This window comes from Bacillus sp. FSL W7-1034 (genome assembly GCF_038593365.1).
GTDB classification, from domain to species: Bacteria; Bacillota; Bacilli; order Bacillales; family Bacillaceae; genus Bacillus; species Bacillus altitudinis.
The window spans coordinates 2,886,153-2,901,027 of the sequence record NZ_CP151989.1 but is presented as its reverse complement, the minus strand read 5'-3'; the positions used below and the strand labels follow the sequence as shown (position 1 = coordinate 2,901,027).

Annotated in this window: 15 protein-coding genes; 4 read left to right on the top strand and 11 right to left on the bottom strand. The window is 40.6% G+C overall.

The features are described 5' to 3' along the window. Positions 1-8: 8 nt before the first annotated feature. The 3 genes from NST73_RS15045 (at position 9) to NST73_RS15035 (ending at position 3,450) form a co-directional block, all read left to right on the top strand. The gene (locus NST73_RS15045; RefSeq protein WP_073412603.1) at positions 9-2,315 is read left to right on the top strand and encodes an ATP-binding protein; all 2,307 of its coding nucleotides are present in this window, start codon (positions 9-11) and stop codon (positions 2,313-2,315) included. 80 nt (positions 2,316-2,395) lie between these two features. Continuing rightward, the gene (locus NST73_RS15040; protein ID WP_007500477.1) at positions 2,396-3,037 is read left to right on the top strand and encodes a response regulator transcription factor; all 642 of its coding nucleotides are present in this window, start codon (positions 2,396-2,398) and stop codon (positions 3,035-3,037) included. A 23-nt stretch (positions 3,038-3,060) separates the two neighbouring features. After that, positions 3,061-3,450, top strand: a complete 390-nt coding sequence (locus tag NST73_RS15035) for a hotdog fold thioesterase (protein WP_017358943.1) — start codon at positions 3,061-3,063, stop codon at positions 3,448-3,450. A gap of 90 nt (positions 3,451-3,540) precedes the next feature. On the opposite strand, the gene mnhG is transcribed toward NST73_RS15035, so the two are convergent. Genes mnhG through NST73_RS15000 form a run of 7 tightly spaced genes read right to left on the bottom strand, consistent with a single transcriptional unit; the run spans position 3,541 to position 9,317 of the window. Continuing rightward, complete coding sequence (gene mnhG / locus NST73_RS15030; RefSeq protein WP_003213369.1) at positions 3,541-3,915, bottom strand: monovalent cation/H(+) antiporter subunit G; 375 nt, start codon at positions 3,913-3,915, stop codon at positions 3,541-3,543. Next, positions 3,899-4,180, bottom strand: a complete 282-nt coding sequence (locus NST73_RS15025) for a Na(+)/H(+) antiporter subunit F1 (RefSeq protein ID WP_008345849.1) — start codon at positions 4,178-4,180, stop codon at positions 3,899-3,901. The genes mnhG and NST73_RS15025 overlap by 17 nt, the downstream gene beginning before the upstream one ends. Beyond that, on the bottom strand, positions 4,180-4,659 hold the full coding sequence (locus tag NST73_RS15020; RefSeq protein WP_008345848.1) for a Na+/H+ antiporter subunit E: 480 nt from the start codon (positions 4,657-4,659) through the stop codon (positions 4,180-4,182). The genes NST73_RS15025 and NST73_RS15020 overlap by 1 nt, the downstream gene beginning before the upstream one ends. 6 nt (positions 4,660-4,665) lie before the next feature. Next, positions 4,666-6,144 carry a Na+/H+ antiporter subunit D gene (locus NST73_RS15015; protein WP_058336867.1) on the bottom strand — a complete coding sequence of 493 codons (1,479 nt, stop codon included), beginning with the start codon at positions 6,142-6,144 and terminating at the stop codon, positions 4,666-4,668. After that, complete coding sequence (locus tag NST73_RS15010) at positions 6,137-6,478, bottom strand: Na(+)/H(+) antiporter subunit C (protein WP_003213576.1); 342 nt, start codon at positions 6,476-6,478, stop codon at positions 6,137-6,139. Before NST73_RS15010 ends, NST73_RS15015 begins: the two co-directional genes overlap by 8 nt. After that, positions 6,478-6,909 carry a Na(+)/H(+) antiporter subunit B gene (locus NST73_RS15005; RefSeq protein WP_008345843.1) on the bottom strand — a complete coding sequence of 144 codons (432 nt, stop codon included), beginning with the start codon at positions 6,907-6,909 and terminating at the stop codon, positions 6,478-6,480. The genes NST73_RS15010 and NST73_RS15005 overlap by 1 nt, the downstream gene beginning before the upstream one ends. Further along, a complete protein-coding gene (locus tag NST73_RS15000; RefSeq protein ID WP_072368210.1) occupies positions 6,906-9,317 on the bottom strand; it encodes a Na+/H+ antiporter subunit A in 2,412 nt (803 codons plus the stop codon). Before NST73_RS15000 ends, NST73_RS15005 begins: the two co-directional genes overlap by 4 nt. A gap of 219 nt (positions 9,318-9,536) precedes the next feature. Between NST73_RS15000 and NST73_RS14995 the strand changes: the two genes are divergently transcribed. Further along, entirely contained in the window at positions 9,537-9,746 is a 210-nt protein-coding gene (locus NST73_RS14995; RefSeq protein ID WP_019744044.1) for a hypothetical protein, read from the top strand. Between the two features lie 71 nt (positions 9,747-9,817). On the opposite strand, the gene NST73_RS14990 is transcribed toward NST73_RS14995, so the two are convergent. The 4 genes from NST73_RS14990 to NST73_RS14975 form a co-directional block, all read right to left on the bottom strand. Continuing rightward, positions 9,818-11,155: a 2-hydroxycarboxylate transporter family protein gene (locus NST73_RS14990; RefSeq protein WP_017367956.1), complete on the bottom strand. Its 1,338-nt coding sequence runs from the start codon at positions 11,153-11,155 to the stop codon at positions 9,818-9,820. 179 nt (positions 11,156-11,334) lie between these two features. After that, the gene (locus NST73_RS14985; protein WP_008345835.1) at positions 11,335-12,294 is read right to left on the bottom strand and encodes an ABC transporter permease; all 960 of its coding nucleotides are present in this window, start codon (positions 12,292-12,294) and stop codon (positions 11,335-11,337) included. After that, positions 12,295-13,341, bottom strand: a complete 1,047-nt coding sequence (locus NST73_RS14980; RefSeq protein WP_025207902.1) for an ABC transporter permease — start codon at positions 13,339-13,341, stop codon at positions 12,295-12,297. It abuts the gene before it with no gap. Then, positions 13,334-14,869, bottom strand: coding sequence for an ABC transporter ATP-binding protein (locus tag NST73_RS14975; RefSeq protein WP_058336865.1), 1,536 nt, complete (start codon positions 14,867-14,869; stop codon positions 13,334-13,336). Before NST73_RS14975 ends, NST73_RS14980 begins: the two co-directional genes overlap by 8 nt. Positions 14,870-14,875 lie beyond the last annotated feature (6 nt).

Genomic DNA, 14,875 nt, shown 5'->3' with positions numbered 1-14,875 from the left:
TAAATATTATGAGAAAGTTTTACTCTAAGTTAACAGTTATATTAGTTATCCTTAGCTTCATCTATGTGATTTACATCTCTTATATCAACGTATTTAATATTTTTGTTGGAGCAGCTGTTAAGGAAAATAGTCACGGTCAACTTGAGGTAGTGGATGTCGATAATTTTACAGATAGCTATCTAGCTGGAGTTAGGAAAGGCGATATCATACTTGAAGTGAATGGGAATAAAAAACCAGTTGAAGAAGTTAAAAGAGGTTTTTTAGCTAATGTTAAAAGTTTAGTCGTTGATAGACATGGTGATAAAATTGATTTAGAGAATGTAAGGTTATTGAGTCAAGCGAATCTGTTTATTTATCTAATACCAGTCATTCTTTATTCCATCTGTCTATTTTGTATATTTATGATTTTAAAAATGAATAAAGCAAACCAAAAAGAGTCAGCTTATATTTTAGCTTTATTTCTTTTGGCGGTGTCTATAGGTTATGTAAGTTCTGGTGGTTCTGGAAAAGGAGAGGCTATCAGTCGTATTCTTGTAATCGTTACAATGAATATTGTACCTCCACTATATATGCACTTTATGTATCAATATTTAAAAGAATTAGGAACAGAGATTATTCGTCGTCGAGTTCTTTTTTATTTGTATCTAGTTCCAGTTACTAACGTTTTATTAGTTTTATTCTATAAAAATAAAGCAGGACCAGTAGATCTATTAGCATATGTCAATTTACTTTCATTTTTTGTTCTGGCTTTCCTTTCGATTATTATCACTATAAGGGCTGCTAAAAAATTGAAAGACAATGAAGTCAGCAATGTACTTCGAGCATTTGCACTCATTTTAATCTCAGCATTCAGTCCATTCATGCTATTTTTTATCATTCCTTATTTTTTTGGTATATATTTTATTTCACCTTATGTTGTTGCATCGTTTGTTCTTTTAATTCCTTTTTTCTTAGTATACCAATTTATGTCAAATAAACTGTATAATGTTGATTTCTTTATGGGGAGGATTAAATACTACGGTTTTTTAGCGATTACACCAACAATACTAGTGGTTGTTATTTTTGATTTTATTCAAAAGCCAAATGCAAATTTCTATACAGTGAAATTTACGATTATCACGTACATTCTTATGCTCACCGTCTTCTACTTCAAAGAAATCATCGATTTCCGTTTTCGCCTGAAGCGTTTTTCGGAAAAGCATAATTATCAGGACAGCGTTTTTAAATTTACACAGCTTATTCGTGAGGCGTCATCACTTCATCAAGTATTGTATCATTTAAAATACACCATCTTAGAAGTACTTGTTGTGAACAAAGCCTTTGTGCTTGAAGTGAAGGCAGATGGACAAATTGTTGAAATTGATGAATCAATAGAAGAAAGCCAGCTATGGAAAGAGTATGTAGATCAATTTCAAGATATTTTAGGTGAAGTTGGTAAAATCATCGGGTTGGATAAAGGATTCATGATGAAAATTGGTGAGCGGGGCGGTCACTCGTTTGTGATTTGCTGTTTATCTAATTTACGGACACCTAAGCTAACCCGAGATGAAATTTCATGGCTGAAAACATTGGCATTTTACACAAGTGTCAGTTTAGAAAATGTCGTCAAGATTGAAGAATTGATGGAGCATCTTGAGGATTTGAAACAGCGGGAAGCCAATCCCGCCTGGCTGAAGAAAGTCATGTTCGCCATGGAAGAGAAGCAGCGCTCAGATTTAGCGAGGGATCTTCATGATTCTGTGCTGCAGGATTTGATTTCACTGAAGAGACAGTCCGAGATGTTCTTAACCAATTTCCAAAACAACCAATGCCCAACATCTATTGAAAATTCATTGATCTCATGGAATGAACAAATGTCTAAGGTGATTCAAACCACTAGAGAAACATGTCATGAACTTCGGCCGCAGCTCCTCTATGATTTGGGGTTAGTGAAGGCAATTTCGAAGCTGACTTCGCAAATTCAAGAGGAAGCGCCATTTCATATTAGACTGAATACAACCCGCTTTGATAAAGAACTGGACATTGATATTGACTCACAGCTGAATATTTACCGGATTGTGCAGGAGCTGTTATCCAATGCGTTGAAGCATTCTAAGGCCAGCCAAGTCTTAGTGATGCTCATTTGTATTAAAGATCAAGTTGTTCTCCATTATGAGGACGATGGAGTCGGATTTGATGCAAGCCAGCTTGATCAGCACACGATGAGCATGGGTCTTTCTGGCATAAGGGAACGAGTCAAAGCTCTAAATGGAAAGCTTCAAATTCACACAGCACCTGAAAAAGGGCTCAAGGTGAAAATTGAAATGGAATTGTAACGATTTCTTAAGGAATAAGACTTGGCATCTGCCAAGTCTTTTATATAAAATGGAAGTGAGTGATTTAAAGGGAGGAAGACATGAAGAAGATATTGGTCATTGATGATCATCCGGCTGTCATGGAAGGGACAAAAAGCATATTAGAATCAGATCAGCAGCTATCAGTCGATTGTTTAAGTCCTGATGCAGAAGGCGCCTTTTTAAAGACGCATGACTTTTCCATCTATGATGTGATCTTGATGGATTTAAATCTCGGGGATATCAATGGAATGGACATTGCCAAACAAATTCTAGAAACGAATCAACAAGTGAAAATTATCATTTATACAGGATATGAAGTAGATGATTATTTCGAAGAGGCCATTCGAGCTGGATTGCATGGTGCAATAAGTAAAACAGAGACAAAAGACAAAATCATTGAATACATACACCGCACATTGCAAGGAGAAGTTGTCATTCAGCTATCCTATTTAAAGAAATTAATTTCACAGCAGCAAGAGAAGCCAGAACAGGCGCAGCAGACGGATCATGAGCTGTTAACAGAGCGTGAATGTTTAATCTTAAGAGAAGTGGAAAAAGGGTACACAAACCAAGAGATCGCCGATGTGCTTCATTTGAGCAAACGCTCGATTGAATACAGTTTGACCTCCATCTTTAATAAGCTGAATGTTGGATCTCGAACGGAAGCGGTGTTAATTGCAAAATCGGAAAGTGTCCTGTAAACGTGTGAAGGGAGAGGGCCTTGATGGATGTGAGTGGTTCAAATACACTGCTTGAGGCACTGGGGATTGAGATTGTGGAATGCAATACGTCACGATGCGTGGCGACAATGCCAGTCGATCACCGAACAAAACAGCCATTTGGATTACTGCACGGAGGAGCATCAGCTGCTCTAGCAGAAACAGTGGCAAGCATGGGTGCTGCTGCTCATTTGGATTTAACGAAGCAGGTTTGTTCAGGTATTGAAATCAATGCCAATCATTTAAAATCTGTACGTGATGGAGTGGTGACAGCTACAGCTGTTCCTGTACATGTTGGACGGCGTACAATGGTATTCCAAATCGATATAAAAGATGATCGAGACCGTCATATCTGTACGTCAAGATGTACACTCGCTGTCATTGATCGCATATAAAAAAGCTCCCGGTGCAGCGGAAGCTTTTTTTAATACCCTTTTATGAACATGCAGGTAAACTGAACAAGACCTGAATGTCATATTCTTCATTTATAAATAAGAGTCTTCTTTTCGTTTAATGACAAAGTTACGGAAACCGCCATAATCATCTTGGACACTTCGTTTGTCCATTTTCACACCAGTGTTGTAAGCGGCTCTTCCGATCAAATGAGCGCCGACTGGTGCGGTCAGAAAGATAAAGACAATCCCAAGCAGGATTTTCGCAGAGATGATCCCTGCAAGAAACCATTCATGAAAGAACACACCAACTAAAATGAGAACAACACCAAGTGTCGATGCTTTTGATGCAGCATGCATACGTGTGTAAACATCCGGCAGGCGAAGGACACCAATGGCTGAAATCAAGCAGAGGATGGCGCCAAGCAGAATAAAGAAAATCACGATCGCTTTAGCGATGACGATCATTTTCAATCACTTCCCCTTTCTCAAGGAATTTGGAAAAAGCGACAGTGCCGATAAAGGCAAGAATACCGAGCAGTAAAATAATTTCAAAGAACGTAGTGGTTTTCAGTAAGATAGACACGATGGCTGTCATCCCAATTAAATTGATTCCTATCGCATCAAGCGCACTAACGCGATCTGGGATAGAAGGTCCTTTGATGACCCGTATCACAAAAAGCAAAGTAGACAGCGCAAGAATTCCAAGTGACATTTGCAAGATCAGTTCCATTACTTACCGCTCACCTCCTGAATCGCTTTTTCAAATGATACCCGAATATCGTGGATGGCTTTTTCAGCATCTTCAATATCCATCGCATGAATGTATAAAATCGAACGATCATCGGAAATATCGATGACCAGTGTACCAGGTGTTAATGTAATCATATTGGCCAGTATGGTGATTTCCCAATCTGTTTTTAAATCTGTACGAAAGGCGAAAATACCAGGCTTGATCTTAAGCTTTGGAGATAACACCGTCTTGAGTACACTCAAATTGGCAAGAAGCAGCTCTCTGATAAAAATGATGACGAGCTTGAAAATCGCATAAAGGGCATAGCCGTAAAAACGTTGCGGGAAGAATCGCCGTAGCATAAAAATGGCGATCATCCCTAGTGCAAAGCCTGATACAAAGTCTGCAGCTCTGTATGTATCATTCATAAACATCCATGTAAAGGCGAGGAGAGCGTTTAATAATATTTGAAAGGCCATGTTCATCTACTCCTTCAGCACAGCTTGAATATATTTTTCTGGTGTTGAAAGCATTTCCGCAGCTTGATTGATATAAGGTGCAATGAATTCTGTGCCTAATCCAATCGCAAGCGATAAGATAACAAGCAGTACCCCAGGATACACCATTCCTCTAATGGATGGCTTTCTTCTTCGCATATCCTGATCCTCTCCCCAAAACGCGAGCATGAAAATCCTCATAACAGAATAAAGGACAAGAAGACTGGACAGTAAAACAAGGATAGAGAACGTCATGTACCCAGCAGAAAACCCACCTTCAACAATTTTCAGCTTGCCAACAAATCCACTTAGCGGAGGAATACCCGCAAGTGATAAAGCCGATATGAAGAACATCCAGCCGAGTAGAGGCTGGGATTGAATCAGCCCACCCATTTTTTTCAGATGATTGGTTCCAGCATACACAAACAGTGCCCCTGCGAGCATAAATAGAGCTCCTTTGATCACCATATCGTGAATGAGGTAATAAATGGCGCCTTGAAGTGATGCCGGTGTATTGGCCGCAATCCCAAACAAAATGACACCAACAGCTGTGACAATGTTATAAATCACAATTTTTTGCACATCAGAATAGGCGATAGAGCCAATGACACCGAATATAACCGTTAGAGCGGCTAGCCAAGCCATAATTGTATGTGTAAAACCTGTATCATGTATAAAGATGAGCGTAAAGACTCTGGCAATCGCATATAGCCCGACCTTTGTCAGCAGTGCGCCAAACAAAGCTGAAATCGCTGCCGGCGGTGCATGATAAGAACCTGGCAGCCAGAAATAAAGCGGGAAGACCCCAGCTTTTAAGCCAAATACAATCAGGAACAGAATGGCAATCACGGTGATTAACCCTGTTTGCCCAGATTCAGCTATTTTCACACTTAAATCAGCCATGTTCAGTGTGCCTGTGACTGCATATAAACACGCTACGCCAACAATAAATAATGCCGATGAGATAATATTAAACACAATGTATTTCAGTGATTCACGAAGCTGAGGCTTTGAACCACCCAGAACAATGAGCATATAAGATGCCATCAGCAACAATTCAAAGAAGACAAACAGGTTGAAAATATCTCCCGTTAAAAAGGCACCACTGACGCCAGCTAACAAGAATTGGACACCAGAATAATAGAACAGCCGCTCTCTTTCTTTCCCAATCGTTTGAAAGGAAAAAAGAACCGTGACAAGTCCAACAATGGAAGCGGTCAAAACAAGAAGTGCAGCAAACTGATCGGCCACAAGGGCAATGCCAAACGGTGCTTTCCAGCCGCCTAGGTAAAGGGTTTGTATGCCGTTTGTGAAAATCGTTTGGACCAAATAGACATTACAGATAATGGCTAAAAGAGATGCAAACACACTAAAGCCTCTCGACAGCATGGTGTTTTTATTCATAAAAATCAATAATGTAGCAGCTAGTAATGGTATTAATATAGGCAGGATCACGAGATTATTCATGCTGATCATTTCCTCTCATTTGATCCATGTCATCTGTTCTCAGCTCTTGGAAGGCACGGAAGGCCATCACGAGCAAAAAGGATGTTACACCAAAAGCAATGACAATGGCTGTTAAAATTAATGCTTGTGGCAATGGATCTACATAGGATGTGAGCCCCTCTTTCAAAATAGGAGGTGCTCCCTTTTTTAAGCCGCCCATTGTTAATAGAAGCAAATGGACGCCGTGACTTAAAACGGCAGTACCGACGATGACCCGCAGAAGGCTTTTTGAAAGCATTAAATAGGTCGCTGCCATAAAAATGATTCCGACGATAATAGACATTAGAAATTCCATTATTCCTTCTCTCCAATCGTTTGAATAATGGTCATGGTGACACCAACAACAACTAAATACACACCGATATCAAACAGGACCGCTGTCGCCAGTTCTGTTTTCCCTAGAAACGGCAGTTGGAAATAATCAAATGCATGGGATAGGAAAGGCGCTCCGAACAGAAAAGATCCCATACCTGTTAGGATGGCAACGAGCAAACCGACACCAGCCACATAAATAAAGTCAAATGGTAAAATGCGTCTGACTGTTTTAAGGTCATAGGCTAAAAGCAGAAGGACGACAGCACCAGCACTCATCAAACCGCCAATGAATCCTCCGCCAGGATTGTTATGTCCTGCAAGAAATAGGTGAAGTGAGAAAAGCAAGATGATGAATGCTGTAATTTTAGTAGTGACTTGTAAGAGCATATCATTCGTATCAATCTTTCTCATCGCCGTACGCCTCTCTTCCGTTTTCCTTGTGCTTTTACCTTCAATAATCCATAAATACCGAGTGCCGCAATGGCCAGCACTGTAATCTCAAAGAGTGTATCAAAGCCCCTGAAATCGACAAGAATGACATTGACAATATTGTCTCCGCCAGCCAGTTTGTAGCTGTTTTCAATGAAGTACGTTGAAATCGTGTCAAGAGACTGCTGGCTTGTTGAAGCGAAAGCAAGACAGGTGACAACGACTCCAACACCTAATGAGATGATCAAATTTGTTAATTTAAATCTTCGTGTTTTTTGCTTCAGACTCAGCTTTGGCAAATGATAGAAGCAAAGTAAAAACAGCGCGACAGAAATGGTTTCAATAATGAGCTGTGTCAGCGCAAGGTCAGGTGCTCTGAAAATCACGAAGAATAGTGACAGCGTGTAGCCCATAACACCTAGCGCAATAATAGCTGTTAAGCGTGAACGAGCAAATACAGTCGTGACTGTCGCTGCGACCATCACAAGTGAAAGGATGGCTTCGTACGTGCCGATTGATGCAGCGTGCTCAGTTTGAAATGAGAAGGCTTGTTTGTAGAACATCACGCTGCCCAGCACGATAATCATAAAACCAAATACATAGACAAGATAGTCACGAAGGAATCCTGTCATATAGCTGTTTGTTAGGCGGTAAGCCCCTTTTTCTACACCTATAAGCGAACGATCATACAAAGCGTTAAATGACCATTTTTCCTTAAATATGTTGTACATTGGGCGCCATTTTGACAGCGTTAAATAGCCAATGGTACCGAGCGCAACTACACCAATTGTCATGTAAAGCTCTGGCTGGAATCCATGCCACGCTTCAATTTTTACGGCAAAGCGGCTTCCTGTTTGAATGGCTTCTGGAATGATCGCTTGAATGGCAGGTTCAATGACAGAATAGGCAAGAATATTAGGGAAAAAGAAAAATGTGACCACAAGTGCAGCTAAAATAATTGGCGGGATCAGCATACCAATCGGTGCTTCATGCGGTTTTTTCTCCAATTGATCGACATTCAGACGGCCTCTAAATGTTTTGAAGACGATCATCATACTGTAGATGAACGTAAACACACTAGCGAGCCAAGCGATAGCAGGGAAGACAGCCCCCCATGTTGAAACATCCGTAAAGCTGATGTCAGAAATCCGAATCATACTTGTGAAAAATAGCTCTTTACTTAAAAATCCATTAAAAGGCGGGAGTCCAGCCATCGAGAATGTACCAATTAACGTAATTGTAAAGGTAATTGGCATGATGGTCATTAATCCACCTAATTTGCGAATATCACGTGTACCTGTTTCGTGATCGATAATCCCTGCTGCCATAAAGAGACTTCCTTTAAAAGTCGCGTGGTTAATGAGATGAAAAATAGCAGCAAGAACGGCTGCGCCAAAAAAGGCAGGGTTGTTTTCATGAATGGCAGCTGCGCCTACTCCTAGCATGAGCATAATCATACCGAGTTGACTCACTGTCGAGAAGGCCAGAATGGCTTTCAAATCATTTTGCCGAACGGCGTGGAAAGATCCCCAGAATAGTGTGATAAGTCCGACAATCGAAATGGTCCAAAACCACACCTCTGATATAGCAAAAATCGGACTAAAGCGGGCAACCAGATAAATACCGGCTTTGACCATAGTAGCAGAATGCAGATAACTGCTTACAGGGGTTGGTGCTTCCATAGCATCAGGCAGCCAAATATAAAATGGGAACTGCGCTGATTTCGTGAAGGCCCCTAGTAAAATGAGAACCATCGCAGGGATGAAATAAGGTGATGCCATAATGAGCTGAAGCTGATTGACTGCTTCGCGAATACTGAATGAATCAGTGATCAGGTAAATGAGGATGAAGCCGCCAAGCATAGCTAATCCGCCAAACACAGTAATAAGCAGTGATTTGGTTGCTCCGTAACGAGAACGCTCACGCTTATACCAATACCCAATTAAGAGGAAGGAAGAGATACTTGTTAGCTCCCAGAACAAATAAAGTACGACCATGTTGTCAGAGAGAACAACACCAAGCATAGCGGTCATAAACATTAATAAATACGTATAGAAAGAGCCAAGCTGTTCTTTTTCCTTTGATAAGTAGAAAATACTGTACAGTACCACAAGTGCACCAATACCTGTGATGAGTAAAGCAAATAACAGGCTGAGACCATCTACATACACAGTGAAATTCATCCCTAGAGAGGGAATCCATTCAGCTTGTGAGAACAACGTTCGTCCATTCGAAGTGATCTGGAGCATTTGGATGAAATAGGTGAATAAAAGAATAGGCAAGATGAGAACAAACCATCCTGTATGTATACGCCTTACGTATTTAAAGAGAAAAGGGACGACAAAGGCAAGTAAAAAAGGTGATAGGATGGCGAAGTGAATAAGCTGCAAGAAAATGAACCTCCTTTGATCAATATAAATTCACGTTCTAAAGAACTGGTAATTAAAATTATAGCGTAAATACAGACATAGTGCATTGGTTTGAACTGATTTACGGCAAATTGAATTTGTTTTGAGTTCTTTTGACCACAAAAAATATTTTATCAAAAATGAAACTCGTTGTATATTGTTTTGTATTTCGTACATGCTTTTCTTAAAGGAGCTGATCAAATGAAACGAAAGATCGCCATCAGCTTAAGCATATTCTGCACGATTTTAGGAGGAGCATTCTTGATTGAACGAAATGATCAAAAAAGGTGGCAGGCCGGGAGTGAATGGCCGCTATTTTCTGAACAACTCCTCCATATGACCTATCCGCAGGCGAAACAGTATCCTTTTCAGCCTCGGGAGTATATACGAATTGTATTAGCTGATGAATGAGGATGTATGGGAGAAAAGAAATATAAAAAAAGCATGTCCCTTACGAAAAGGACATGCTTTTTGTTTCTTTTTTAAGTAAACATTCTAAGTAAGATTGTTGCGCAAATAACGGTTGCTGCTCCGCCAAGACGTGTAGAGACTTGAGCGAAAGGCATAAGGCCCATTCTTCCAGAAGCTGAAAGAATCGCAACATCACCAGTACCGCCTAATCCACTGTGACAACCAGTCACAATGGCAGATTCAACTGGATACATGTTCATGAATTTACCAACAAAGTAACCAGAACCAACCATGCCTAGAACAACAGCAATACATACACATACGAAAGGAATCGAAATAACAGTGGCCACATCATCAAGTGGAATGTATAGAATTCCTAAACCAACCATTAGAGGCCATGTAAAGCTTTTCGATACAAACTTGTAGAACTGCTGTGAGCCGTTTTGCAAATGCTGAGGCATCACGTTTAAGTATTTGATTAATGCAGCAAGAACAATCATTAAGATTGGACCTGGAATATGAACAAAACTTTCTAATAAGCCGCCAAAGATAAAGGTTGTACAAGCAACAAGTACACCTGCACCCATTAAGCTGAAGTCAACTTTAGTATCCATGTCAGGCTGTTCAAAGATTTCATTTGCTTCTTTTGATTTAACAAGTCGTCCATTCCCGTTTAGTTCAGGACGTTTTTCACCAAGCTTTTTCATTGCGCCAGCACAAATGATGGCAATGACGTTCCCAATGACAGCAGCCGGAATCAATTGAGAAATTAATGACTCTGCTGATACACCAAGAATTTGTGAATAAGCAATTGATAATGGCAATATCCCTTCACCGACACCACCGGCAATAATCGGTACAATGATAAAGAAGAACGAATGATGCGGTGTGTAACCAACTAGAAGACCCACTAGAATTCCAGCAGCTACAGCTGTAATTGTACCTGCAACAAGAGGAACAAACATACGAATAAGGCCTTGCACTAAAACAGTTCGTTGCATTCCAAGAATACTACCTACTACAAGAGCAGATATATAGAAGTATAGGAAGTTCGACGTTTTCATCAGAGACGTAACCGCTTCCAACGAGTTTGGATTCAGAACATGAAAAAAGACCAGGAACGATGGTACGAATAAAGAAAGAATCGCCGGTCCACCAATATCTTTTAAGATTGGAATACGTTGTCCTACATCTCCTAGGAAAATCCCCAAAATCATAATAACAGCGAAACCACCAAGCATATTTGCTGGAATTTTATTAAAATAAGCGGCAGTTAAAATAATCGCTGCAAGCACTATATACACAGGTAGATCAATAACACCAATTTTCCAAGAAAGAATTTTTCGGAAAACGCTTTTATTATTGTCAGAATCGTTTGTAATCGATTTCAATTGTTGTGTATTAGCCACATAAACACCCCCAAATGCTATTTGTCTCAATTGTAGAAGATTCTGTGACACTCATCTATTTATTAAACTAAATTAAGTGTAATAAAAGTAAAATAAACGGGGGTTTTGTCGTTTTTATCATACAAAAATCCCCTGAAGATAGTTTGTCCTTCAGGGGATTGATCATACATGGTATTTATTTATCGTTTTCCTTTTAAATAAGGGGTACCAAGTGCTTTTGGTGCGTCTGCTCGTCCAATGAAGCCAGTAAGAGCTAGGATCGTCAGCACATATGGTGCAATGAGCATGTACACGTTCGGGATATCTTGAAACAGCGGAAGCAGAGAGCCAATGATGCTTAAGCTTTGTGCAAATCCAAAGAATAAAGCAGCGCCCATAGCGCCAAATGGGTGCCATTTCCCGAAAACAAGGGCGGCTAGCGCAATGAAGCCTTGTCCTGTAATGGTGGCGTGTGAGAAATCAAGAGCGATGGTCGATGCATACACAGCTCCGCCAAGACCGCCAAATAGACCACTAATGAAGACGCCGATATAGCGCATCCGGTATACCTTGATTCCCATTGTATCAGCTGCCATTGGATGCTCTCCGACTGCACGAAGTCGCAAGCCAAACGGCATTTTAAATAAAACAAACCAAGCGACAACCGCAAGAACTAATGCGAGAATGGACGTATAATACACATCTTTAAAGAAAATATCACCAATGATCGGAATGTCACTTAAAAGGGGAATATCTCCTTTATAGAAAGGTTCTGTAATTTTATCTGTTTGTGCTTTGCCATAAATCAGTTTGACAACAAACAGCGTAGCACCAAGGGCAAGCATGTTAATCGCAACACCACTGACCGTTTGATCTGCTCTGAACGTAATAGTGGCAACAGCGTGAATGAGTGAGAACACGCCGCCAATGGCCATACCAACAAGAAGACCGAGCCACGGGGTCAAGGCACCAAACGTATCAGCAAACATTAAGTTAAAGATAATACTAGAAAATGCTCCGACGACCATCAAACCTTCAAGACCAATATTGACGACACCTGATCTTTCTGAAAAGACGCCTCCAAGAGCGGTTAAAATAAGTGGTGCAGCATATACAAGTGTAGCCGGGACGATGATTTCAAGAATTTGCAGAAATCCCACTTATTTTCCCCCCTTTTTCTTCAATTGTTGAATGACAAGACGGATGATATAGCTTGAGGCAACGAAAAGAATAATGATCGCAATCACAATATCAACGACCTCAGTCGGTACGCCAGATTCAAGCGGCATGTTTAAAGCACCGACTTTCAATCCACCAAGCAATAATGCCGCTAAGACGACACCAATAGCTGTATTTCCGCCTAATAAGGCAACAGCGATTCCATCAAAACCAACGCCAGTGAAGGCATCTTTTATTGATGCATATTCAAAGGTTCCGAGCCCTTCCATCGCACCTGCAAGACCTGCAAAGGCACCAGAAATGAGCATGGAATATATAATGTTTTTTCTCACATTCATTCCAGCATATTGGGATGCGTGTTGATTCATACCAACAGCACGCAATTCAAACCCTTTAGAGGTTTTTTGGATAATGATCCACATAATAACGGCAGATAGGACAGCTACAATGATTCCGTTATGCATGCTTGAAAAATCAGTGATTTTTTCAAAAAAATCAGAGTGTAATGAGGCAGTCGAATTAATATTATCTGTTTTATCTTTATGATCTGTAAGAACATTTGTAATAATAAAATTAGTCACATGAAGTGCAATGTAGTTCATCATAATAGTGACAATCACTTCATGAACATAAAAACGTGCTTTTAAAAACCCAGGAATAAAGCCCCATAATGCACCAGCAGCAGCTGCAGTGATCAGTGCAAGAGGCAGGTGGATATACGCAGGTGCATGGACGGTTGTTCCTATCCATACAGATGCAATCCAGCCAATGAGAAGTTGACCTTCTACCCCGATATTAAAGAGGCCTGTCCGAAATGCAAAGGCAACAGCAAGTCCTGATAAAATATAGGGCGTGACTTGTCGGATGGTTTCTCCCATATAATACGTTTCACCGAATACGCCATTCCAAAGGGCGCTATAACCTTCGATGACACTATAACCGCTTGCCAGCATAATGATGGCCCCAACGAAAAGACCAAGTACAATGGCTATAAGCGGAATCAGCAGATTTGTTAAGCGATTAGACATTTGCTTCTTTCCCCACTTCCTGTTGCGTACTTCCAGCCATTAACAGACCAAGTTCTTGCTCTGTTGTTTCTTTTGGATCAACAATGGCAATAATGCTGCCTTCGAAAATAACGGCAATCTTATCACTGACATTGATAATTTCATCAAGCTCAAAGGAAATGAGCAGAACGGCTTTGCCTGCATCCCTTTGTTCAATCAGACGCTTATGAACAAACTCAATGGCTCCGACGTCAAGTCCGCGTGTCGGCTGTGCGGCAATTAATAAATCAGGGTTTCGGTCCACTTCACGGCCAATAATGGCTTTTTGCTGGTTACCCCCTGATAGCGCACGTGCTTCTGTATATTCACTAGGCGTCCGTACGTCGTATTCAGCAATGATTTGTTTTGCTTTTTGATAAATATTTTTCATATTCATCAAGCCAAACTTCGAATATGGACGCTGATAATACGTTTGTAAGGAAATATTTTCTCCAATTGAAAAATCAAGGACAAGTCCGTGCTTATGACGGTCTTGAGGAATGTGTCCGATACCAGATTCTGTGACCTTACGAGGCGGGAGATTTTGAATGGCTTTCCCGTTTAGCATGATCGTGCCAGATTCGGATTTTTTCAGACCTGTAATGGCTTCAATTAATTCAGATTGACCATTTCCGTCTACACCCGCAATTCCGACAATCTCACCGGCTTTCACTGATAAATTGAGTTGTTTCACGGCTTCAATTCCTCGCGTATCTTTGACAGTGAGATCTTGAATTTGCAAGACTTCTTCAGCAGGGGAGGCTGCTTTTTTGTCTGTTTTAAATGAGACTTCGCGGCCGACCATTAAGCTGGCAAGCTCGTCTTTGTTTGTGTGTTCCACATCAAGTGTACGAATACCTTGCCCTTTTCGGATAATGGTCACGCGATGACAGGCATCCATAATTTCTTTTAGCTTGTGGGTAATTAAAATAATGGATTTGCCTTCATTGATTAAGTTTTTCATAATTTGTATGAGTTCTTTTATTTCTTGAGGTGTTAAGACGGCTGTTGGTTCGTCGAAGATCAAGATGTCAGCGCCGCGGTATAGTGTTTTTAAGATTTCTGCTCGCTGCTGCATACCGACTGAGATGTCAGATACTTTAGCGGCAGGATCTATTTTCAGTCCATAACGGTCAGAAAGTTCCTGCACTTGCTGAATGGCTTGTTCTTTGTCAATCTTTCCAAATTTCTTTGGCTCTTTTCCTAAAATGATGTTTTCAGCCACAGTAAATGTATCAACTAGCATAAAATGCTGATGGACCATTCCAATGCCTAAATCACTTGCATCATTTGGACTTGAGATTGTAACCGTTTTTCCGTGTACCTTGATTTCACCTTTTTCAGGCTGATACAGTCCGAAAAGCACGTTCATAAGCGTTGATTTTCCAGCGCCGTTTTCACCAAGCAGCGCATGAATTTCGCCCTTCTTTAGCTGTAGCGTAATGTTATCATTTGCTACAATGCCAGGGAATTCTTTGCGTATATTCAACATTTCAATGACATAATCCACAGGTTT

Coding starts and splice junctions, on each gene's coding strand:
- NST73_RS15040 (WP_007500477.1), top strand. CDS start 2,396: ATGAAGAAGATATTGGTCATTGATGATCATCCGGCTGTCATGGAAGGG.
- NST73_RS15015 (WP_058336867.1), bottom strand. CDS start 6,144: ATGAATAATCTCGTGATCCTGCCTATATTAATACCATTACTAGCTGCT.
- mnhG (WP_003213369.1), bottom strand. CDS start 3,915: ATGATCGTCATCGCTAAAGCGATCGTGATTTTCTTTATTCTGCTTGGC.
- NST73_RS15045 (WP_073412603.1), top strand. CDS start 9: ATGAGAAAGTTTTACTCTAAGTTAACAGTTATATTAGTTATCCTTAGC.
- NST73_RS14980 (WP_025207902.1), bottom strand. CDS start 13,341: ATGTCTAATCGCTTAACAAATCTGCTGATTCCGCTTATAGCCATTGTA.
- NST73_RS15005 (WP_008345843.1), bottom strand. CDS start 6,909: ATGAGAAAGATTGATACGAATGATATGCTCTTACAAGTCACTACTAAA.
- NST73_RS15020 (WP_008345848.1), bottom strand. CDS start 4,659: ATGGCCTTTCAAATATTATTAAACGCTCTCCTCGCCTTTACATGGATG.
- NST73_RS15010 (WP_003213576.1), bottom strand. CDS start 6,478: ATGGAATTTCTAATGTCTATTATCGTCGGAATCATTTTTATGGCAGCG.
- NST73_RS15025 (WP_008345849.1), bottom strand. CDS start 4,180: ATGGAACTGATCTTGCAAATGTCACTTGGAATTCTTGCGCTGTCTACT.
- NST73_RS15035 (WP_017358943.1), top strand. CDS start 3,061: ATGGATGTGAGTGGTTCAAATACACTGCTTGAGGCACTGGGGATTGAG.
- NST73_RS14995 (WP_019744044.1), top strand. CDS start 9,537: ATGAAACGAAAGATCGCCATCAGCTTAAGCATATTCTGCACGATTTTA.